We start from the raw sequence: 23,759 nt of genomic DNA on the forward strand, positions 1-23,759 counted from the left end.
GTGTTCTTCAGTCAGCTTTGGGGCACTCGCTGCTGGGCCCCCTCAGGAACGCCCCAGTTCACGCTGGATGAGCTGGATCATCTCGTCGTCCGTGGCCTCGTCGAAGGCGTCCTCGAAGTCCTCGTCGACCGGGGATTCCTCCTCTCCCTGCGTCCCCTGCGCGCCACTCGTCCACTTGGACAGGAATGCCTGGAGCCGGACGGCGACCCGGGCGCGGGTCAGCCCGTCGGGGGCGCTACGGGCGAACTCGTCCTCCACCGCGTCGAGTTCGGACAGCAGGCTGCCGACTCCGGTTCGGGTGCGGGGAGCCAGCTCCTCCATGAGGTGGTGGGTGACGTCCAGCGGTGTGGGGTGATCGAACACGAGCGTCGCGGGGAGGGAGAGTCCGGTCGCCCTGGTCAGGCGGTCGCGGAACTCGACGGCGGTCAGCGAGTCGAAGCCGAGCTCCTTGAATGCCTGTTCCGGTTCGACCGTGTCGGCCGGGGCGTGCCGGAGCACTTCACCGACGGCGGTGGCCACCAGTGCGGAGAGAGCCTCCTCCTGCTCTTCCGGAGTGAGGGTGGCGAGCCTTTCCCGCAGGGGGTGGGGCTGGGCGGGGTGTGTCCCGGGCGTCGCCGGGTCCTGCTCCCGTACCGCCTGCCGCACCAGGCCCGCCAGCAGGGGGCTGGGACGGGTGACGGTGAAGGCGTCCACGAAGCGGTTCCAGTCGACGTCCGCCACCGTGGTGCAGGGGTCGCTTCCGGCGACGGCTCGCTCGAGGGCCTCGACCGCCCGCTCGGGGTGCAGGGCGTGCAGGCCCCGGCGGGCCAGGTACTCCGCGCTGTCGCCGTCGGCCACCATGCCCGCACCGGCCCACGGGCCCCAGGCGATCGACGTCGCCGCCAGGCCGCGGGCGCGCCGCTGTTGGGCAAGGGCGTCCAGGGCCGCGTTGCCCGCCGCGTACGCGGCCTGGCCGCCGCTCCCCCATACTCCGGCGATCGAGGAGAAGAAGACGAGGGCGTCCAGGGAGGTGTCACCGAGCAGTTCGTCGAGGTGGTGAGCACCGAGCACCTTCGCCCGGGTCGCCTCCGCCAGCTGGTCGGTGCCGGTTTCGCCCAGCGCCGCCGCCGAGGACACGCCTGCGGCATGCACCACTGCTGTGAGGGGCCGGTCGGCGGGAAGAGACGCGAGGGCGGCGGCCAGGGACCGCCGGTCGCTCACGTCACAGGCGACGGCGGTGGCCGTGGCACCCGACTCGGCCAGCTCCGCGATCAGTTCGGTGACTCCGGGTGCGTCGGCGCCACGCCGTCCGGCGAGGACGAGGTGGGCCGCGCCGTGCGCGGCGAGCCAGCGCGCGGCCTCCGCGCCCAGTGCCCCGGTGCCGCCGGTGATCAGCACGGTGCCGGACGGCTCCCAACGGGAAGCGGGAGCAGCCGGGGCCGGTGCGGGGGTCAGACGGCGGGCGAGTGCCCCTGCGGCCCGGAGGGCCACCTGGTCCTCACCGCCAGTGGTGGCGAGGACGTGGGCGAGCGCCTGTCCGGTGCGCTCGTCCCACGTCGGCGGCAGGTCGACGAGTCCGCCCCAGCGGTGGGGCGCTTCGAGCGCGGCGACGCGGCCGAGTGCCCATGCCTGGGCCTGGGCGGCGCTGGGCGGAGCGTCCGCCCCGGTGGCCGTGACGGCTCCCCGGGTCAGGCACCACAGCCGTGCGTCCGGCTCCAGCTCCTCGAGGGACCGCGTCAGTTCGACGGTTGCGGAAAGGCCGCGGGTCAGGTGCGGATGCACGGGATGGGGCCGCTCGTCCAGGGCGAGGAGGGACACCACGCCTGCCACCGGGCCCGCCTGCGCCAGCAGGTCCCGAGCTGACTCCGGGGTGGTGGTGTCGACCGCCACCGCAGTCGGTGCCGCCCCCTGGGAGCGGAGTGCCGCCAGCGTCGAAACGACCGTCGGGTCCTCCTCGTAGCCGGCCGGCAGGAGAGCCAGCCAGACGCCGTCAAGAACGGCGGGCAAGGAGTCGGACCGCTGCCACGACACCTGGTAGCTCCAGCCGTCCACGGCCGGTCCGGCCTGCTGCGCGGCCGGCGCCTGCGGCCAGAAGCACGTCCGGTCGAAGGCGTACGTCGGCAGCTCCACGTGAGAGGCGACCTGGTCACCGACAAGGGGACGCCAGTCGACCGCCCTTCCGTGGACGTGCAGTTCGGCGAGCGCCCGCAGCAGGGCGCCGGCCTCGTCCCGGCCCTTGCGCAGGACGGGGATCGCGGTGACATCGGCGCTCTGACGGGCCATGGCGGAGAGGACACCGTCGGGGCCCAGTTCCAGGAGCATGGCGACACCGGCCTCCTGGAGGGTGGTGATGCCGTCGGCGAAACGTACGGCCTCGCGCACATGGCGCACCCAGTAGCCGGGCGTACGGATTTCGTCCGGGTCGGCCGGCTTACCGGTGACGTTGGAGACGATCGGAATACGGGGGGCCCGGAAGGTCAACGTCGCCGCCAGGGCGCCGAATTCGTCGAGCATGGCATCCATGTGGGGCGAGTGGAAGGCGTGCGAGACGGTGAGCTGCTTGACCCGCCGGCCCTCCTCCCGCCACCGGGCCGCCAGCTCCGCGACGACGTCCGCGTCGCCCGAGATCACCAGGGAGGCCGGACCGTTGACGGCGGCGATGCCGGCCTTCGTCCGGTACGGGGCGAGGGCTTCGGCGATGCCGGACTCGTCACCCTCGACGGCCAGCATCGCGCCACCGGACGGCAGCTCCTGCATCAGGCGGCCGCGGGCGGCGACCAGCGTGCACGCGTCGTCCAACGAGAGCACACCGGCGACATGGGCGGCGACCAGCTCTCCGATGGAGTGCCCGAGGAGGTGGTCGGGCGTGACGCCCCACGACTCCAGCAGCCGGAAGAGGGCGACTTCGAGGGCGAACAGCGCCGCCTGGGTGTAGCGGGTCCGGTCGAGCATCGCCCCTTCGCCGAAGAGGACCTCACGCAGCGGGCGGTCCAAGGAACCGTCCATCCGTGCGCACACCTCGTCCAGCGCGTCCGCGAACACCGGGAAGGACGCGTACAGTTCCTTGCCCGCCCCGGGCCGCTGCGACCCCTGTCCGGAGAACAGGAAGGCGATCCGCCCGCGCTCGCGTCGGCCCCGGACCACGTCCGGAGCGTCCTCGTCCGCAGCCACCGCTGCCAGGCCGGCCAGCAGTGCGGGCCGGTCGGCGGCGAGGACGACGGCCCGGTGGTTGAGCGTGGCACGGGACGCGGCAAGGGCAGGTGCCAGGTCGTCGTCGCGTACGGACTCGTCTGCGCCCAGTGCCGTCAGCAACCGCTCGGCCTGGGCCCGCAGGGAGGCCGGGGAGTGCGCGGACAGCAGGTACGGGCGCAGGGCGGACGCGGCGGGCGCTGTGGGCCGGGCGGTCGTGCCCTGGTCCGCGTGCTCGACGTCCGCGACGTACTCCTCGATGACCGTGTGAGCGTTGGTGCCGCTCACGCCGAACGAGGAGATGCCTGCCCGGCGCGGTCGCCCGCCGGTCTCCCAGGGACGGTTCTCGGTCAACAGGCCGAGTGTGCCGGTCGACCAGTCGACGTGCGATGCCGGTTCGTCGACGTGCAGGGTCCTGGGCAGGGTGCCGTGGCGCATGGCCATGACCATCTTGATGACGCCCGCGACACCGGCGGCGGCCTGGGTGTGCCCGATGTTGGACTTGACCGAGCCCAGCCACAGCGGCCGGTCGGCCGGGCGGTCCTGACCGTACGTGGCGAGGAGCGCCTCCGCCTCGATCGGGTCGCCCAGTTTCGTACCCGTGCCGTGCGCCTCGACCACGTCCACATCGGCCGGGGCCAGCCCGGCACCGGAGAGGGCGCGGCGGATGACGCGCTGCTGGGAGGGGCCGTTCGGAGCGGTCAGCCCGTTCGACGCACCGTCCTGGTTGACGGCGGAACCCCGTACGACCGCAAGGACCCGGTGGCCGTTGCGTACCGCGTCGGACAGGCGCTCCAGGAGCAGCAGGCCGACGCCCTCGCCCCAGCCGGTGCCATCGGCATCGGCGGAGAACGCCTTGCAGCGCCCGTCCGCGGCCAGCCCGCGCTGCTTGCCGAACTCGATGAAGGCGCTGGGCGTCGACATCACCGTCGCGCCGCCGGCCAGGGCCAGCGAGCATTCGCCGTTGCGCAGTGCCTGCGCCGCGAGGTGCAGGGCGACCAGGGAGGAGGAGCAGGCCGTGTCGACGGTGACCGCCGGGCCCTCCAGGCCGAAGGAGTACGCCAGCCGGCCGGACAGGACGCTGGCCGCGCTGCCGGTGCCGAGGTGTCCTTCGAGGTCGGGTTCGCCCGCCAGGAGCAGGCCGAGGTAATCCTGGCCGTTGGTTCCGGCGAATACCCCGGTGTCGCTGCCCTTGAGCGACTGCGGGTCGATTCCGGCGCGTTCGAATGCCTCCCACGCCGTTTCCAGGAGGAGCCGCTGCTGGGGGTCCATGGCGAGGGCCTCGCGCGGCGAGATCCCGAACAGTGCGGCGTCGAAGCCGCCCACGTCGTCGAGGAAGCCGCCTTCGCGGGCGTAGGTCGTGCCCGTCCGGTCGGGGTCGGGGCTGAAGAGGGTGCCGAGGTCCCAGCCACGGTCGGTCGGGAACGCCGACAGGGCGTCGGTGCCCGACTCGATCAGGTGCCAGAGCTGCTCGGGGGAGGAGACCCCGCCCGGGAAGCGGCAGCTCATCGCGACGATCGCGACAGGTTCGTCGGCGGAGACGGCGGAAGGGGAAGCTGCGGCAGGAGGGAGGGCTGCTTCCGGTCGGCGGGCGGTGTCCGCCAGCTCCGCCAGCAGGTGGCGGGCGAGCGCGACCGGGGTCGGATAGTCGAACACCAGCCCGGCGGGGAGGGTCAGTCCGGTCGAGGCGCTCAGCAGGTTCCGCAGCTCGATCGCCGTCAGCGAGTCGAAGCCCAGTTCGCGGAAGGCACGCTCGGGCTCCAGCTCGCCCGCCTGCGCGTGCCCGAGCACCGAGGCGGCTTGCCTGCACACGAGTTCCAGAAGCAGCCGTTCACCCCCGACCCCGTCCTCTTGGGCGAGCCGCGTGAGCAGTTCGGCCCTGCGGGCCTCGGCAGCCGTCTGCCGCGTCGTCGCCTGCTGGACTTCGGTACCGGTCATGGCGAGTTCCGCGAGCAGAGGGCTCGGCCGTACCGCCGTGAAGCCCGCCGCGAAACGCGGCCAGGTCACGTCCGCCACCAGGGTGCGCACGGCACCGCCGTCCAGCACCCGGGCCAGGGCTTCGAGTGCCCTGTCCGGAGCCATCGCCGGTACGCCGACCCGAGCCATGCGTGCGGCGACCCGGCCATCCGTGCCCATGCCGAACCGGTCCCAGATGCCCCATGCGACGGAGGTGCCGGCCAGTCCATGGGCTCGGCGCCGCTCCATCAGGGCGTCCACGTAGGCGTTCGCGGCGGCGTAGTTGGCCTGCCCGGTGCTGCCGAGCATCCCGGCGAGCGAGGTGAACGAGAGGAAGAGGGAAAGGTCCAGGCCGGCAGTCAGCTCGTCCAGGTGATCGGCGGCGAGCGCCTTGGCCCGCCACACCGAGTCCAGTTGCTCCGGCACCATCGAGTCCAGTACGCCGTCCTCGATCACCCCGGCCGCGTGGACGACGGCGGTGACCGGGTGCTGTGCGAGTACCGCCGCGAGCGCTTCCCGGTCGGAGACGTCGCAGGCGACCACCACGGCCTCCGTACCCGACTCGGCCAACTCCGCGACCAACTCGGCCGCGCCAGGAGCGTCCGGGCCACGGCGACTGGTCAGCACCAGACGCCGCGCACCCCGACCGGCCAACCAACGAGCGACCTGCCCACCGAGCGCACCCGTACCACCAGTGATCAACACCGGACCCGAAGGCACCCAGACATCGCCCACACCCGACGCGACCGGGACCGCCGGCCGCAGCCGACGCCCGAACACACCGGAACCACGGACCGCCACCTGGTCCTCGCCGGAACGTCCGGCCAGCACCTGTGCCAGCCGTGCGCCCGCCCGTTCGTCCAGCTCCTCGGGGAGGTCGACGAGTCCGCCCCACAGGTCCGACGCCTCCAGCGCCGCCACCCGGCCGAGGCCCCACGCGGCAGCCTGACCCGGATCGGCCGGGCCGTCCGCCGGCAGCACCGAGACCGCGCCCCGGGTCACCCGCCACAGGGGCGCGCCGATCGCCGCGTCGGCCAGGGCCTGGAGCAGCAGAACGGTCCCGGAGAGAGCGCTCTGCGCCGGCTCTTCATCGGGAGAGGAAAGGTGTACGACGCCACGCAGGCCACCGGTCTCCACGGCTCCGGCCACCTCACGCACCCGTCCGGCGAGGGTGTTCCGGTCGAGTCCGGCGGTCTTCAGTACGACGACGTGCGCACCGCCCGTGCGCAGCGCGGAGGCCACGTCCGCGTCGGGCGTGCGATCCCGCACTGCCAGCAGCCATGTACCTGAGAGGTCCCCGCCCGAGCGGCCCGAGGGGCCGGTCAGCGGCTGCCATGCCTCCTGGTAGCACCAGCCGTCCACCCCGGACGCGTCACCGCGCGGAGCGGTGGCCGGGGTCGGCCAGTAGCGCTTGTGCTGGAACGGGTAGACCGGAAGGTCCACCCGGCGTCCGCCGCCGAGCACGGCCGCCCAGTCGACGGACACACCTTGCGTGTACGCGTGCGCCAGCGCGGTGAGGGCCGACTCGGTCTCGTCGCGGCCGGAGCGCAGCACCGGCACGGCGGCGGCGTCGATGCTCTGCTGGGCCATGGCGGTGAGGACACCGTCGGGGCCCAGCTCGATGAGCGTGGTGACGCCCTGGGATCGAAGGGTGGTGACACCGTCGGCGAAGCGGACGGCCTCGCGGACGTGCCGCACCCAGTATCCCGGGGTCCGGATCTCCTCCGGGTCGGCGAGCTCACCGGTGACATTGGAGACGATCGCCAACTGCGGAGCGCCGAAGTCCAACTCCTCTGCCACCGAGGCGAATTCGTCGAGCATCGCGTCCATGCGCGGCGAGTGGAAAGCGTGCGAGACCGTCAGCCGCTTGACCCGCCGGCCTGCCTCGCGCCACATCGCCTCAAGCTCCGTGACGGCATCCGCGTCGCCGGAGACCACCACGGAGGTCAGCCCGTTGACGGCGGCGATGCTGACGCGATTCTCGTACGAGGCCAGAGCCTCCGCGATCCCGGACTCGTCCCCCTCGACGGCGAGCATCGCACCACCGGCAGGCAACGCCTGCATCAGCCGGCCCCGCGCCGCCACCAGCGCGCACGCGTCGTCCAGCGACAGCACCCCGGCCACATGCGCGGCAGCCAGCTCACCGATCGAATGCCCCAGCAGGAAATCAGGGGTGACACCCCACGACTCCAGCAACCGGAAGAGAGCAACCTCCAGCGCGAAAAGCCCCGCCTGCGTGTAAACCGTCTGATCGATCAACTCCCCGTCGCCGAAGAGCACATCACGCAGCGGCCGGTCCAGGGAGCCGTCCATCCGCGCGCACACCTCGTCCAGCGCATCCGCGAACACCGGGAACGTCTCGTACAGCTCCCGGCCGGCCCCGGCCCGCTGCGATCCCTGCCCGGAGAACAGGAACGCCAGCCTGCCGTCCCGTACGCTCCCCCGGATCGCTCCGGGTGCCGGGTGCCCGTCGGCCACGGCGGCGAGTGCGTCGGCCAGTGCGGTCCCGTCCCGGCCGAGCACCACGGCCCGGTGTTCGAGACCGGCGCGCGTGGTGGCGAGGGACCAGCCGATGTCGTGGGCGGTGGGGGCCCCGTCGGCCTCCGCGAAGGTCTGCAGCCGGGCCGCCTGGGCGCGCAGCGCTTCGTCACCGCGGGCCGAGAGCGGCCAGGGCAGCACCGGCAGGGATGCCCTGCGCACGTCGGTCTCCGCCGCGTCGTGGGCGGGCGGCGCCTCGATGATGAGGTGGGCGTTCGTACCGCTGACGCCGAAGGACGACACGCCCGCGCGGCGCGGGCGGTCGGACCCGGGCCAGTCCCGGGCCTCGGTCAGCAGCTCGACCGCACCCGCCGACCAGTCCACGTGCGACGACGGCTCGTCCACGTGCAGCGTCTTGGGGAGCACCCCGTGGTGCATCGCCTGCACCATCTTGATGACGCCCGCGACACCCGAAGCGGCCTGGGTGTGCCCGATGTTGGACTTCAGGGAGCCGATCCACAGCGGGCGGTCCGCCTTCCGCTCCCGGCCGTAGGTGGCGAGAAGGGCCTGCGCCTCGATCGGGTCACCGAGCGCGGTGCCGGTGCCGTGCGCCTCCACCGCGTCGACGTCGGCGGTGGTCAGCCCGGCGTTCTCCAGGGCCTGACGGATGACACGCTGCTGGGACGGGCCGTTGGGAGCGGTCAGGCCGTTGGACGCGCCGTCCTGGTTGACGGCCGAACCCCGCACGACAGCCAGCACCTGGTGGCCGTTGCGGCGCGCGTCCGACAGGCGCTCCACAAGAAGCATGCCGACGCCTTCGGACCAGCCGGTGCCGTCGGCAGCCTCCGAGAACGCCTTGCAACGGCCGTCGGAAGCCAGCCCGCCCTGCCGGTCGAACTCCGCGAAGATGCCGGGCGACGGCATCACTGTCACACCTCCCGCGAGCGCCATGTCGCACTCGCCGGAGCGCAGCGCCTGGACGGCCCAGTGCAGGGCGACCAGCGACGACGAGCACGCGGTGTCCACGGTGACCGCCGGCCCCTCGAGGCCGAGGGTGTAGGAGATACGGCCGGACATCACGCTGTTGGCAGTGCCGGTCAGGAAGTGGCCGGTCAGCTCGTCGGAGGCCGGGTCGGCACCCGCACCGTAGAAGGAGTTCGACGCGCCGACGAAGACGCCGGTGCGGCTGCCGCGCAGCGCGTACGGACTGATTCCGGCCCGCTCCAGCAACTCCCACGACGCTTCGAGGAGGAGGCGCTGCTGCGGGTCCATTCCCAGGGCCTCGCGGGGCGAGATCCCGAAGAGCGCGGCGTCGAAATCGGTGGCATCCGGCAGGAAGCCGCCCGCCCGGGTGTACGACGCGTTCATGGCGGACAGATCCCAGCCCCGGTCGGTGGGGAATGCCGAGATGCCGTCCCGGCCGGAGGCGACCAGGTCCCAGAGGGCTTCGGGCGAGGCCGCGCCTCCCGGGTAGCGGCAGCTCATGCCGACGATCACGATCGGGTCGTCGGTGGCAACGGGGCGGCCCGCCGGGCCCGCGCCCGGGTGGGCGGAGTCCTCCGCCGGGCCGAGCCGCGCGAGCAGGTGCCGGCTGAGGGCCGCCACGGTCGGATGGTCGAAGACCAGGGTGCCGGGCAGACGCAGTCCGGTGGCTTCGGTGAGCCGGTTGCGCAGTTCCACTGCCGTGAGCGAGTCGAAGCCGAGGTCGGTGAAGGCGCGGCCGCTCTCGACGGCGGCCGGGTCCGCGTACCCGAGCACGCTCGCGACCTGCGTGCGGACCAGGTCGAGGACGGTGTGCGGGCGCCGGCCCGCGGGCAGCGCCGCGAGCCGGCCGGCCCACCGCGTGCGGGCGTCGCCCGATGCCGAGGCATTGCCGTCCGTGTCGCCGTCCCTGCCGTTCGTACGGTCGGACAGGACGTCCCGGGCTTCCGGCACGTCCGCGAGCAGCGGGCTGGGGCGGGTGGCGGTGAAGGCCGGGGCGAAGCGCGCCCAGTCGACGTCGGCCACGGTGACCGTGGTGACCGGTGCGCCGTCGAGGGCTTCGCCGAGGGCGGCGAGCGCCAGTTCCGGTGCCAGTGTCCGCAGTCCGATCCGGCGCAGGTACGCGTCGGTGTCGCCGGCCGCCGCCATCCCGCCCGAGGCCCACGGGCCGAAGGCCACCGCGGTGGCGGCGGCTCCGCGCTGTCTGCGGTGCTCGGCCAGGGCGTCCAGGTGGGCGTTGGCCGCCGAGTACGCGGCCTGTCCCGCGCTGCCCCAGGTTCCGGAGATCGAGGAGAACATCACGAACCGTTCCAGCGGGGTGTCCGCGAGCAGCTCGTCCAAGTGCTGCGCGCCGTTCGCCTTGGCGCTGAGCACGTCGGCCAGTTCGGCCCGGTCGAGTGCGTCCAGCCGTGCCGAGCGGTCGGTTCCGGCCGCGTGGACGACGGCGGTGACCGGGTGCTGTGCGAGTACCGCCGCGAGCGCTTCCCGGTCGGAGACGTCGCAGGCGACCACCACGGCCTCCGTACCCGACTCGGCCAACTCCGCGACCAACTCGGCCGCACCGGGAGCATCCGGGCCACGGCGACTGGTCAGCACCAGACGCCGCGCACCCCGACCGGCCAACCAACGAGCGACCTGCCCACCGAGCGCACCCGTACCACCAGTGATCAACACCGGACCCGAAGGCACCCAGACATCGCCCACACCCGACGCGACCGGGACCGCCGGCCGCAGCCGACGCCCGAACACACCGGAACCACGAACCGCCACCTGGTCCTCGGCATCCTCGGTGCGGTCCGCGAGGACCGCCACCAGCCGGGCGGCGGCTCGGTCGTCGAGCCCGTCCTCGTCGGGCAGGTCGATCAGACCGCCCCACAGGTGCGGGTACTCCAGTGCGGCCACCCGGCCCACGCCCCAGACCTGCGCCCGTGCCGGGTCCGTCAGCCCGTCCGAGCGGCCGACGGACACCGCGCCCCGGGTCACGCACCAGAGGGGGACTCCGTCGGTGGCGGCGGCGAGTGCCGGGACCAGGGCCGCCGTCCAGGCGGCACCGTCCGCGCGCGGCGCCAGGACGACACCGGACACCTCACCGACTCCGTCAAGGAGTTCGACGAGTGCGGACCGGTCGGCCGCTCGCTCCGCGGTGACCATCAGCTCGACCACGTCGGTCGCGCCGCCGTCGCGCAGCGCGCACGCCAGCGCCTCGTCGGTCCCGTCGCCCGGCGTGATCAACAGCCAGCGGCCTGCCAGCGTGCCGCCGGTCCTCGCGGGCAGCGGCTGCCAGGCGACCTGGTAGCGCCAACTGTGCACCGTGGTGCGGTCCTTGCGCTTTCGGCGCCAGGCCGTCAGCGCGGGCAGCACGCTGCCGAGCCCGTCGCTCGCCCCGTCGCCGGCCGCCAGCTCCAGCGTGTGCGAGACCTCTTCGAGGTTCCCGCTGTCGACCGCCGACCAGAACCGCTCCTCGGCCGGGTCCGACGTCCTCTGCTCGCCCGCCGCCGGCTGCTCCGGCGACAGCCAGTAGCGCTGCCGCTGGAACGCGTACGTCGGCAGGACGGTCTTTCGGCCGCCCCAAGGCCCGTACACCTCCGCCCAGTCCACGTCCGCGCCGTGCACATATACGGCGGCGACCGCGAGCAGGAGCGACTGCGTCTCGTCGCGGCCCGCGCGCAGTGCCGCGACCGCGACGCGGGTCACGAACTCGTCGTCGGGCCCGATCTCGTCCAGGCCCTGCTGGGCCATGGTGGCGAGTACGGCATCGGGGCCGAGCTCCAGGAGGCGAGTGACTCCCCCGGCACGCAGGTACCGCACTCCGTCCGCGAAGCGGACCGCCCCGCGGACGTGGCGCACCCAGTAGTCCGGAGTGCGGATCTCGTCGGGGTCGGCGAGCGTACCGCTCACGTTGGAGACGATCGGGATCCGGGGGGCGTGGAACGTCACCTCGCTCGCCACAGCGGCGAATTCATCGAGCATGGCGTCCATGCGCGGCGAATGGAAGGCGTGCGAGACGGTCAGCGGCTTGACCCGCCGGCCCTGCTCACGCCACATCGCCGCCAGCTCCGCGACGGCATCCGCGTCACCGGAGACCACCACGGAGGTCGGCCCGTTGACCGCAGCAATGCTGACGCGGTTCTCGTGCGAGGCCAGAGCCTCCGCGATCCCGGACTCGTCCCCCTCGACGGCGAGCATCGCACCGCCGGACGGCAGCGCCTGCATCAGCCGGCCTCGCGCGGCGACCAGCGCGCACGCGTCGTCCAGCGACAGCACGCCGGCCACGTGGGCGGCGGCAAGCTCACCGATGGAGTGCCCTAGGAGGAAGTCGGGGCGCATGCCCCACGACTCCAGCAGCCGGAAGAGGGAAACCTCCAGCGCGAAGAGGGCCGGCTGCGCGTAGCCGGTTTGGTCGATCGCGTCCCCCTCGCCGAAGAGGACTTCGCGGATCGGCCGGTCCAGCCGGGCGTCCAGCCGCTCCGCGATGGCATCCAGCGCCTCCGCGAAGACCGGGAAGGTCTCGTACAGCTCGCGTCCCATCCCGGCGCGCTGCGCGCCCTGCCCCGTGAACAGGAACGCGGTCCGGCCCTGCTCGGCGGTGCCGCGCACCGTGTGCGTGCCCGGTCGCCCGTGAGCGAGGTCGGTGAGCCCCGACAGGTAGGTGTCGTGGCCGGAGCCGACGACGACCGCTCGGTGCTCCAGCGGGGTACGACCGCACGCCAGGGACGTGCCGATGTCGACGGCGGCGTAGTGGTCGGCTCCGTCGAGGAACGAGGCCAGGCGCTCGGCCTGAGCGCGCAGGGCGCTCTCGGTCTTGGCGGAGAGCAGCCACGGCAGGTGCGCCGGGGCCGTGCGTGCAGGGTCCCGGTCGGCGGCGGGCTCTTCTTCGGGAGCGCCCTCCAGGATGATGTGGGCGTTGGTGCCACTGACGCCGAACGACGACACACCTGCCCGGCGTGGGCGGCCGTCGGTCTCCCACGGGCGGTTCTCCGTGAGCAGTTCGACCGCGCCGTCGGCCCAGTCGACGTGCGGCGACGGCTGGTCGACGTGCAGGGTCCTGGGCAGGACACGGCGCCGCAGCGCCATGACCATCTTGACCACGCCCGCCAAACCGGCGGCAGGCTGTGCGTGCCCGATGTTGGACTTGATCGAGCCGAGCCACAGCGGCCGGCCGGCCGGGCGGTTCTGCCCGTAGGTGGCGAGCAGCGCCTGTGCCTCTATCGGGTCACCGAGCGCGGTGCCGGTGCCGTGCGCCTCCACCGCGTCGACGTCGGCGGTGGTCAGCCCGGCGTTCTCCAGGGCCTGACGGATGACACGCTGCTGGGACGGGCCGTTGGGAGCGGTCAGGCCGTTGGACGCGCCGTCCTGGTTGACGGCCGAACCCCGCACGACAGCCAGCACCTGGTGGCCGTTGCGGCGCGCGTCCGACAGGCGCTCCACAACGAGGACGCCCGCGCCCTCGGCCCAGCCGGTCCCGTCCGCGCCCGCGGCGAAGGACTTGCAGCGGCCGTTCGCCGCGACACCGTTCTGCCGGCTGAACTCGGTGAAGATACCCGGCGTCGCCATGACCGTGGCACCACCGGCGAGAGCCATGCCGCACTCGCCGGAGCGCAGCGCCTGCACGGCGAGATGCAGGGCGACCAGCGACGACGAACACGCGGTGTCGACCGTCATCGCCGGGCCCTCCAGCCCGAAGGTGTACGCGATCCGGCCCGACGCGACACTGGTCGACGTGCCAGTCAGGGACAGGCCCTCGACTTCCGGCGGGAGCGGGCCGCCGAGCCCGTACAGCGAGCTGGCCACGCCCATGAACACGCCGACCTGCTCGCCGCGCAGCGACATCGGGGCGATTCCGGCACCCTCGAGCGCCTCCCAGGCGCTCTCCATGAGCAGTCGCTGCTGCGGGTCCATGGCGAGGGCCTCGCGCGGCGAGATCCCGAAGAGGCCCGCGTCGAACTCGTCGGCGTCGTAGACGAAGCCGCCCTCGCGTGCCGCACTGCTGCCGGGGGCCCGCGGGTCGGGGTGGTGGAGCGCGTCGAGGTCCCAGCCACGGTCGGTGGGGAAGGCGGAGACGGCGTCGGTGCCGGACTCCACGAGCCGCCACAGGGCTTCCGGGGAGTTGGCTCCGCCGGGGAACCGGCAGCTCATGCCGACGATGACGATCGGGTCGTCGTCCTTCGCGCCGCTTCGAGGGGCGGCCTGGGAGCGTTCGGCCACGGGTGCGGGGGCGCCCGCGAGGTCTTCGTGCAGGCGCTCCGCGAGCGCGGTGGGGCTGGGGTGGTCGAAGACGAGGGTGGCGGGCAGCCGCAGGCCGGTCGCGGCGTTGATGCGGTTGCGGAGTTCGACGGAGGTGAGCGAGTCGAAGCCCAGCTCCTTGAAGGCCCGCCCCGGTTCGACGGCGGAGGCCGAGGTGTGGCCCAGTACGGCGGCCACTTCGGTCAGCACCAGGGCGGTCAGCTGCTGCTTCCGCTCCGTCGGGGACAGGCCCGCGAGGCGCCCGGTGAGCGAGGTGGCGTCGGCGGCGGCGAGCGCGCGCCGGGCGCGCGGGCGCACGAGTGCGCGCAGCAATGCCGGTACGGGCTGTTGCCCGGCCGTCTCCTCGCGCAGTGCGGCGAGGTCGAGCTTCATCGGGAGGAGGTGCGGCAGGCCGTGGGCGACCGCGCGGTCGAACAGGGCCAGACCCTCCTCGTCTGACATGCCGGTGCCGGCCCATCCGATGCGGGCCCGGTCCACCTCGCCGAGGCCAGCGCTCAGCGCGCCGGCCTGAGCCCACATGCCCCAGCCGAGCGAGACGCCGGGCAGCCCGGCCGCCCGTCGCCGGTGGGCCAACGCGTCCAGGGCGGCGTTCGCCGCCGCGTAGTTGGCCTGTCCGGGGGTGCCGAACGTCGCGGACGCGGAGGAGTACGTCACGAACATCGCCAGGTCGAGGCCCTCGGTCAGTTCGTGCAGGTGCAGTGCCGCGCCCGCCTTCGGGGCGAGTACGGCGTCGAGGCGTGCCGGCGTCATCGCCCCGATCACGCCGTCGTCGATGACGCCGGCGGTGTGCACGACTCCGGTCAGCGGATGCGCGGCCGGGATCGCCGCGATGACGGCGGCGAGGGCGGCGCGGTCCGACACGTCGCAGGCCACCGCCGTCGCCTCGGCCCCCAGGTCCCGCAGCTCGGCGAGGAGTTCGGAGGCGCCCGGAGCGTCGGGGCCCCTACGGCTGGTGAGGACGAGGTGGCGGACGCCGTACGCGTTCACCAGGTGCCGGGCGAGCAGGCTGCCGAGGGCGCCGGTGCCGCCGGTGACGAGGACGGTGCCGAGAGGGTGCGGGGCTCGGGGCCCGGGCTTGTCGTCCGCTGCGGGGCGCAGGGCCGAGGCGCGGGTCAGGCGCGGTACGAAGACCTTGCCGTCCCGGACGGCCGCCTGCGGCTCGTCCAGGCCCATCACGTCCGCGAGGGCGGCCGCCGAGGCGTCGGTGTCATCCAGGTCGACCAGGACCAGGCGGCCCGGCTGTTCCGACTGCGCGGAACGGACGAGTCCCCAGGCGGCGGCCGCGGCGAGGTCGATGTCCTCGCCGTCGACGGACACCGCGCCCCGCGAGACCACCGCGAGCGTGGCGGACGCGAACCGCTCGTCGGCCAGCCAGGAGCGGACCAGGGCGAGGAGCTCGTGGGCGGCGCCGTGCAGGTCGCCGTCCGGCATGCGGACCGCCACGACGTCGGGCACGGGCTGCCCGGGCTCCGCGAGGGCGTCCCAGTCCCCCGGCGCCGACAGCGGCAGCGGGGCGTGGCGGCGCTCGGCGGCCGGTGCCGGGGTCCAGCTCACCGCGAACAGCGAGTCGTCGCGACCGGTTTCCGCGGCGTGTCGGATCTGCTCCCGGGAGACCTGGCGCAGGACGAGTGAACGGATCGCGGCGACGGGCTCGCCCGTGGTGTCGTACACCTCCACGGAGACCGTGTCGGGTCCGGTAGGGGTCAGGCGCGCCCGCACCACGGAGGCGCCGACGGCGTGCAGGGAGACACCTTGCCAGGCGAAGGGCAGGTGGACGTTCGAGGGGTCCTCGATCAGACCGCCGGGGCCGATCGTCTGGAGCACGGCGTCGAGCAGCGCCGGGTGGACGCCGAACGCGGCGGCGTCCGCGTGCGCCTGCTCGGGCAGGGCCACCTCCGCGTACACCTCGCGGCCGGTGTCCGGGACGCGGACGGTCCGGATGCCGCGGAACACGGGCCCGTACGCGAGTCCCGCGTCGGAGAGGGTCTCGTACATCCCCGTCAGGTCGGCCTCACGCGTGCCGGGCGGCGGCCACTCCAGGCGGGCGGGCGGTGCCGTGTCGTGGTCGGCGGGGGCGAGGACACCGGTGGCGTGCCGGGTCCACTCGGCGGTGCCGTCGGGGGCGTCCGGGCGCGAGTAGATCTCGATCTGCCGCTCTCCGGCGACGGTGAGCACGCTGACCTGGATCTGGACGGCGCCCTGGGCGGGCAGCACCAGGGGGGCCTCGAGGGTGAGTTCTTCGAGGGTGGGGCATTTGATCTGCTCGCCCGCGCGCAGCGCGAGCTCGACGAAGCCGGTGCCGGGGAAGACGATGCTGTCGAGGACGACGTGTTCGGCCAGCCAGGGCTGTGCGGTGGCGGACAGCCGCCCGGTAAGGACGACGCCCTCGCCGCCGGGCAGCGGGAGCGCGGCCCCGAGCAGCGGATGGCCGACGGAGCCGAGTCCCGCGGCGGCCAGGTCTCCGGTGAAGTGCCGGGTCTCGGGCCAGAAGCGGCGGCGTTGGAAGGGGTACGTGGGCAGGTCGACGGTCCGTGCGCCGTACGGGGCGAAGAACGCGGCCCAGTCGACGGCCGTGCCGTGGACGTGTGCCCGGGCCAGGGCGGTGAGCAGCGCCTCGGCCTCGTCGCGGTCGCCGCGCAGGGCGGGGATCGCGAGCGCGCCGTCGAAGCTGTGCTGGGCCATCGCGGTGAGCACGCCGCCGGGGCCCAGCTCGATGAGCGTGGTGACGCCCTTGTCGTGGAGGGTGGTGACGCCGTCGGCGAAGCGGACGGCTTCGCGGACGTGGCGCACCCAATATCCCGGGGTCCGGATCTCCTCCGGGTCGGCCAGCTCGCCGGTGACGTTGGAGACGATCGGCACCTGCGGGGCATGGAAGCTCAGCCCACCTGCCACTGCGGCGAATTCGTCGAGCATGGCGTCCATGTGCGGCGAGTGGAAGGCGTGCGAGACCGCGAGCCGCTTGACCCGGCGGCCTTCGGCGCGCCACGCGGTCTCCAGCTCCGCAACGGCATCCGCGTCACCGGAGACCACGAGCGAGGTCGGCCCGTTGACCGCCGCGATGCCGACGCGGCTCTCGTACGAGGCCACGGCCTCCGCGATCCCGGACTCGTCCCCCTCGACGGCGAGCATCGCCCCGCCGGACGGCAGCGCCTGCATCAGACGCCCCCGAGCCACGAGCAAGGCGCACGCGTCGTCCAACGACAGCACACCCGCCACGTGCGCGGCGGCCAGCTCACCGACCGAGTGTCCGAGAAGATAGTCGGACGTGACGCCCCACGACTCCAGCAGCCGGAACAAGGCGACTTCGAGAGCGAAGAGCGTCGTCTGCGCGTAGACGGTTTGGTCGATCACCTCACCGTCACCGAAAAGGACTTCACGCAGCGGGCGGTCCAGGGAACCGTCGATCCGCGCGCACACCTCGTCCAGCGCATCCGCGAACACCGGGAACGCCGCGTACAACCCGCGGCCCATTCCGGCGCGCTGCGCGCCCTGCCCCGGGAACAGGAACGCCAGCCGGCCGCCGCCCCCGGAACCGGTGACGGCGTTCGGCGCGGACCGGCCGCCCGCCGCCAGGGCTGCCAGGCCCTGGTGCAGGGTGTCGCGGTCGGTGCCGAGCACGACGGCCCGGTGGTCAAGGGTGGCCCTGCCGAGGGCGAGGGAGCGACCGATGTCGGCGGGGTGCGGTGCGGGGTCGGCGTCGATCAGGGCAAGCAGCGTCTCCGCCTGGGCGGTGAGCGCCTCGTCGGAACGGCCGGACAGCAGCCACGGCACGACGGCCGGGGAGACGGGAGCGGGTTCCGCCTCGGCCGGGGCCGGGGCGGACGGCTCCTCGACGACCGACTCGATAATGGCGTGGACGTTGGTGCCGCTCACGCCGAACGAGGACACTCCGGCCCGGCGCGGCCCGTCCGTCCCGAGCCACGGCCGATCCTCGGTGAGGAGTTCGACCGCGCCCTCTGTCCAGTCGACGTGCGGTGTCGGCCGGTCGACGTGCAGGGTCTTGGGCAGGACGCCGTGGCGCATGGCCATGACCATCTTGATGACGCCCGCGACACCGGCGGCGGCCTGGGTGTGGCCGATGTTGGACTTCAGCGAGCCCAGCCACAGCGGCCGGTCCGCGTCCCGCTCCCGGCCGTACGTGGCGAGGAGCGCCTGCGCCTCGATCGGGTCGCCCAGCGTCGTGCCGGTGCCGTGCGCCTCAACCACGTCCACGTCGGACGCCACGAGTCCGGAGTTGGCGAGGGCCTGGCGGATGACGCGCTGCTGGGAGGGGCCGTTCGGAGCGGTGAGGCCGTTGGAGGCACCGTCCTGGTTGACGGCGGAGCCCCGTACGACGGCAAGAACCTGGTGGCCGTTGCGGCGGGCGTCCGACAGGCGCTCCAGGAGCAGCAGGCCGACGCCCTCGCCCCAGCCGGTGCCGTCGGCGGCGGCGGCGAACGGCTTGCAGCGGCCGTCGCCCGCGAGCCCGCCCTGCCGGCTGAACTCGGTGAAGGCGCCCGGCGTGGCCATCACGGCGACACCGCCGGCCAGTGCCATGGAGCACTCGCCGTTGCGCAGCGCCTGTGTGGCGAGGTGCAGGGCCACCAGGGAGGAGGAACAGGCGGTGTCGACGGTAACCGCCGGGCCCTCGAGGCCGAAGGTGTACGCGACCCGGCCGGAGATCACGCTGCTGGCGGTGCCTGCGAGGGCGTGGCCGGTAACCTCCTCCGGCACCGGGAGGCCTGCCCCGTATCCGGACGCGGAGGCTCCGACGAAGACGCCGGCGGGGATGCCGCGCAGCCCGTGCGGGTTGATGCCCGCGCGTTCGAACAGCTCCCAGGACGCTTCGAGGAGGAGGCGCTGCTGCGGGTCCATGGCGGCGGCTTCGCGCGGGGAGATGCCGAACAGGTCGGGGTCGAACTCGGTGGCGTCGTAGACGAATCCGCCCTTGCGCGCGTACGTCACGTCGGTGTCGTCGAGGTCCCAGCCGCGGTCGGCGGGGAAGTCGGACAGGGCGTCCGTGCCAGCGGCGACGAGGTTCCACAGCTGCTCGGGCGAGCGCACGTCGCCGGGGAAACGGCAGCTCATCGACACGATCGCGATGGGGTCGTCGTCCTGGGCGACGACAATCGCGGCAGCGGCGCCGGCGGCCGCACCACTGTCCGTACCGGCGAGGCGGTCGGACAGGAAGCGGCTGACGGCGCGCGGGTTGGGCTGGTCGAAGAGCAGGGTGACGGGCAGGCTCAGTCCGGTGGCCCGGGCCAGCCGGTTGCGGACGCCGACCGCCGTGAGCGAGTCGATGCCGAGGTCCTTGAACGAGCGCTCCGCCTCGACGGCCGCCAGGTCCTGGTAGCCGAGCACGGAGGCCGTCTCGGCACGCACCAGTTCCAGGAGTACGTGGGCGCGCTCGTGCTCCGCGACACCGTCGAGCAGCGTGGGCAGGGCCGGGGTCCGGTCCGTGGCCCGCTCGGGTCCGGTGGCCGACTCCGGGCGCAGCGCCTCGCGGACCTCGGGCAGTTCGCCGATGAGGGGGCTGGGACGGGTGGCGGTGAACGTCTCGGCGAACCGCGCCCAGTCGACGTCGGCCACGGTGAGACAGGTCTCGCCCTGGTCGACGGCGGTGGCGAGCGCGGCGACGCACAGTTCGTGCGGCATCGGGGCGAGGCCGCGTCGGCGCAGGGTGTCCATGGCGCCGTCGCGGGTGGCCATGCCGCCTTCGGCCCAGGCGCCCCAGGCCACCGAGGTGGCGGGGAGCCCGGCGGCGCGGCGCTGTTCGGCGAGCGCGTCGAGGTAGGCGTTGGCACCCGCGTAGACGGATTGGTGGCCGCTGCCCCAGACGGCGGCGATGGAGGAGAAGAGGACGAACGCGTCGAGCGGGGTGTCCGCGAGCAGTTCGTGGAGGTGGGCGGCGCCGGTGACCTTGGCGCGGAACTCCTCCGCAAGGTCCGTCGGTCCGGCTTCGGTCACGGGCACCGTACGGACGATGCCCGCGGCGTGCACGACGGCGGTGACCGGGTGGTCGCGGAGCACGGCGGCGAGCGCGTCGCGGTCGGCGACGTCGCAGGCGACGACCGTCGCCTCGGCTCCCAGCGCCCTGATCTCTTCAACGAGTTCGGACGCGCCGGGTGCGTCCGGGCCGCCACGGCTGGTCAGGACGAGGTGCTCGGCGCCGCGTCCCGCCAGCCAGCGGGCCACTTCGGCGCCGAGGGCGCCGGTGCCGCCGGTGATCAGGACGGTGCCGCGCGGTTCCCAACCGGTGACGGACGGCTCGCGGCCGGTGCCCGTGGGCAGGGCCGGGGCGGCGCGTACGAGCCGGCGGGCGAAAACGCCGGAGCCGCGCACGGCGACCTGGTCCTCGTCGCCGGTGAGCACGGCGGCCAGGCGGGCCGCCGCGCGGGCGTCGGGGCCGTCGCCGTCGAGGGCCCGGAGGGATTCGGGAAGGTCCACCAACCCGCCCCAGCGGCTCCGGAGTTCGAGTGCGGCCACCCGGCCGATCCCCCACACGGCGGCCTGCACGGGGCGGGGCGCCGGGTCGGAACGGCCGACGGAGACGGCGCCGCGGGTGGCGCACCACAGCGGGGCCTCCACGCCGAGGTCACCGAGCGCCTGCAGCAGGGCGAGGGTCGACGCAGCGCCCGCCGGGACGTCCGGCGCCAGCTCGGATTCGTCGGTGACCAGCAAGGACAGCACGCCGGCGAACTCGTCGCCGACCGGCTCCATCGCCGTACGGAGGAGTTCGACCAGGGACGCCCTGTCCAGGCCGGTGGCGGCGGGCCGTACCTCCACGACATCGGCGCCGTGCCGGCGCAGCGCGGCAGCCAGGTGCGCGGGGGCGGAGCCGTCCGGGGGCAGTACGAGGAGCCAGCGGCCCGAGAGGCGGGCGGAGCCCTGTCCGGTGACGGGGCGCCAGTGCACCCGGTAGCGCCGGGAGTCCATGACGGACTGCTCGCGGCGGCCCCGCCGCCACGCGGACAGTGCGGGCAGCAGGGTGCCCAGACCGCCGTCCGCACTTCCGTCGGCGCTGGCGCCCGCGCCCAGGCCGAGGGTGGCCGCCACCGCCTCCACGTCCTCCGATTCGACGGCGGCCCAGAACTTCGCCTCGGCCGGGTCGACGGGTGCTGCGGCCAGGGGCGCCGCCGGGACGCCCGCCTCGGGCCAGAAGCGCTGCCGCTGGAAGGCGTAGGTGGGCAGGCCGACGGTCCGGCCGCCGTACGGGGCGAGCACGGCGCGCCAGTCCACCCGTACCCCGTGGACGTGGGCCTGGGCAAGGGCGGTGAGCCACTGCCGGTGGTCGCCGTGGCCGCGGCGCAGGGTGGCCAGGACCGTGGTCGGATGCCCGGTGTCGTCGAGGGTTTCCGCAAGACCCACGGTCAGCACGGGATGGGCGCTGACCTCGACGAAGGTGCTCAGCCCCGCGTCGAGGAGGGCGCGCACGGTGTCCTCGAAGCGGACGGTGCGACGCAGGTTCTCGTACCAGTAACGGGCGTCGAGGGTACCGGTGTCGATCAGCTCGGCGGTGACCGCCGAGTAGAAGGGGGTGTCGGTGGACCGGGGGGCCAGGGGGGCCAGTTCGGTCAGCAGTCGCTGTTCGATCTGCTCGACGTGGTGGGAATGGGAGGCGTAGTCGACCGGAATACGCCGGGCCCGGATCCCCCGCTGCTCACACGTGACCAGGAGGTCTTCCAGGGCCCCCGCGCTGCCGGAGACGACGGTCGCGGTAGGACCGTTGACCGCCGCGACCGAGATCTCACCGCCCCAGGATGCGATCAGCTCTTCGACATCCGCACGGGAGAGGACAAGGGAGACCATCCCGCCCTGCCCCGCCAACACCTCAGCAATGGCCCGACTCCGCAGGGCCACCACCCGGGCACCATCCTCCACGGACAGACCACCGGCAACGACCGCAGCCGCAATCTCACCCTGCGAATGACCGACAACAGCAGCCGGAGCAACCCCCGCCGCACGCCAGGCCTCCGCCAGCGCCACCATCACCGCCCACAACACCGGCTGAACGACATCCACCCGCTCGAACCAGCCCGCTTCCGCGTCAGCCCTCAGGACATCAGTCAGCGACCAATCCACAAACCCCGAAAGAGCACGCTCACACTCCTCGATCCACCGCGCGAACACCGGCGAGGACTCCAGCAACCCGACCGCCATGCCCACCCACTGCGACCCCTGCCCCGGGAAGACGAAGACCGCTCCGTCCTGGCCCAGCCCCGGCGCACTGCGGCGCACCACTTCGGCCGCGTCCCGGCCCTCGGCCAGCTCCGTCAGCCCACGGACGAACTCCGCCGTATCCGCACCGAGCACCACGGCCCGGTGGTCGAGGGTGGTGCGGGTGGTGACGAGCGAGCTCGCGGTGTCCGCCGGGTTGAAGTCGGTGATGCCGGTGGTGCCGGTGAGGTAGGTGAGCAGGCGGGTCGCCTGGGCGGCCAGCGCTTCCTGCGTACGGCCGGACAGTATCCACGGCAGGACGCCCGGACTCCGTACGGTCGTCGCCTCGGCGGACTCCACGTTGTCTGCGCTGCCCGCGTTGTCCGCGGACGGCACCCGCTCCGACGGCGCCTGTTCCACGATGATGTGCGCGTTGGTGCCGCTCACTCCGAACGAGGACACCCCCGCCCGGCGGGGCCGTCCGGGCTCCGGCCAGTCGCGGGCCTCGGAGAGCAGCTCGACCGCGCCCCGGCTCCAGTCGACGTGCGGGGTCGGGGCGTCCACGTGCAGCGTCTTGGGCAGGACGCCGTGGCGCATCGCCATGACCATCTTGATCACGCCCGCGACGCCCGAAGCGGCCTGCGTGTGACCGATGTTGGACTTCAACGAGCCGAGCCACAAGGGTGTTCCGGCGGGGCGGTCCTTGCCGTACGAGGCGAGCAGCGCCTGCGCCTCGATCGGGTCGCCCAGCTTCGTTCCCGTGCCGTGGCCCTCGACCACGTCCACGTCGGCTGGGGTGAGCTTGGCGTTGGCGAGGGCCTGGCGGATGACGCGGCGCTGGGAGGGGCCGTTCGGGGCGGTGAGCCCGTTGGACGCGCCGTCCTGGTTGACGGCCGAACCCCGCACGACCGCGAGCACCTGATGACCGTTGCGACGGGCATCCGACAGCCGCTCCACGAGCAGCACACCCACACCCTCGCCCCAGCCCGTCCCGTCGGCCCCGGCCGCGTACGACTTGCAGCGGCCGGACGCGGAAAGTCCGTCCTGCTTGCTGAATTCCGCGAAGGTGGCCGGGGTGGGCATCACGGCCACACCGCCGACGAGGGCGAGAGAGCAATCGCCGTTGCGCAGCGCCTGCACCGCGAGGTGCAGGGCCACCAAAGAGGACGAGCAGGCGGTGTCGACGGTGACCGCCGGGCCCTCGAGGCCGAAGGCGTACGCAACCCGGCCGGAGATCACACTGTTCGCCGTGCCGGTCAGGGCATGGCCCGCGATCTCCTCGGGCAGCTCGACGACGCCCGCCCCGTAACCGGAGTTGGACGCACCGACGAAGACGCCGACGCCGCGGTCCCGCAGTTGCTCCGGCGGCAGTCCGGCCCGCTCGAACGCCTCCCAGCTCGCCTCCATGACGAGCCGCTGCTGTGGGTCCATGGCCATCGCCTCGCGCGGCGATATCCCGAACAGGCCCGCGTCGAAGGTGGTCGCGTCGTCCACGAATCCGCCCTGGCGCGCGTACGGGACGTCCGGGTCGGACAGGTCCCAGCCGCGGTCGGTGGGGAAGTCGCCCACCCCGTCGCCGCCGGAGGCGACCAGTTCCCACAGGTCCTCCGGCGAGCGGACCCCGCCCGGCAAGCGGCAGCTCATGCCGACGATGGCGACGGGCTCCCGGCCGGCCTCCACGAGGTCCCGGTTCTGCTCGCGCAGCCTCTCGGTCTCCTTGAGCGCCGCCCGCAGCGCCGCTACGACTTTTTCCTCGCGATTAGCCATTGTTCAGCTCCAATGCGCGCTCAAGCGCT

General features: G+C 73.5%; 1 protein-coding gene. It reads right to left on the reverse strand.

Annotated features, from left to right (window positions below; genetic code table 11):
• Positions 1-42: 42 nt before the first annotated feature.
• The gene (locus D9V36_RS07640; protein ID WP_129293089.1) at positions 43-23,730 is read right to left on the reverse strand and encodes a type I polyketide synthase; all 23,688 of its coding nucleotides are present in this window, start codon (positions 23,728-23,730) and stop codon (positions 43-45) included.
• Positions 23,731-23,759: the final 29 nt, after the last annotated feature.

The organism is Streptomyces lydicus (assembly GCF_004125265.1).
Classification (GTDB): Bacteria; Actinomycetota; Actinomycetes; order Streptomycetales; family Streptomycetaceae; genus Streptomyces; species Streptomyces lydicus_C.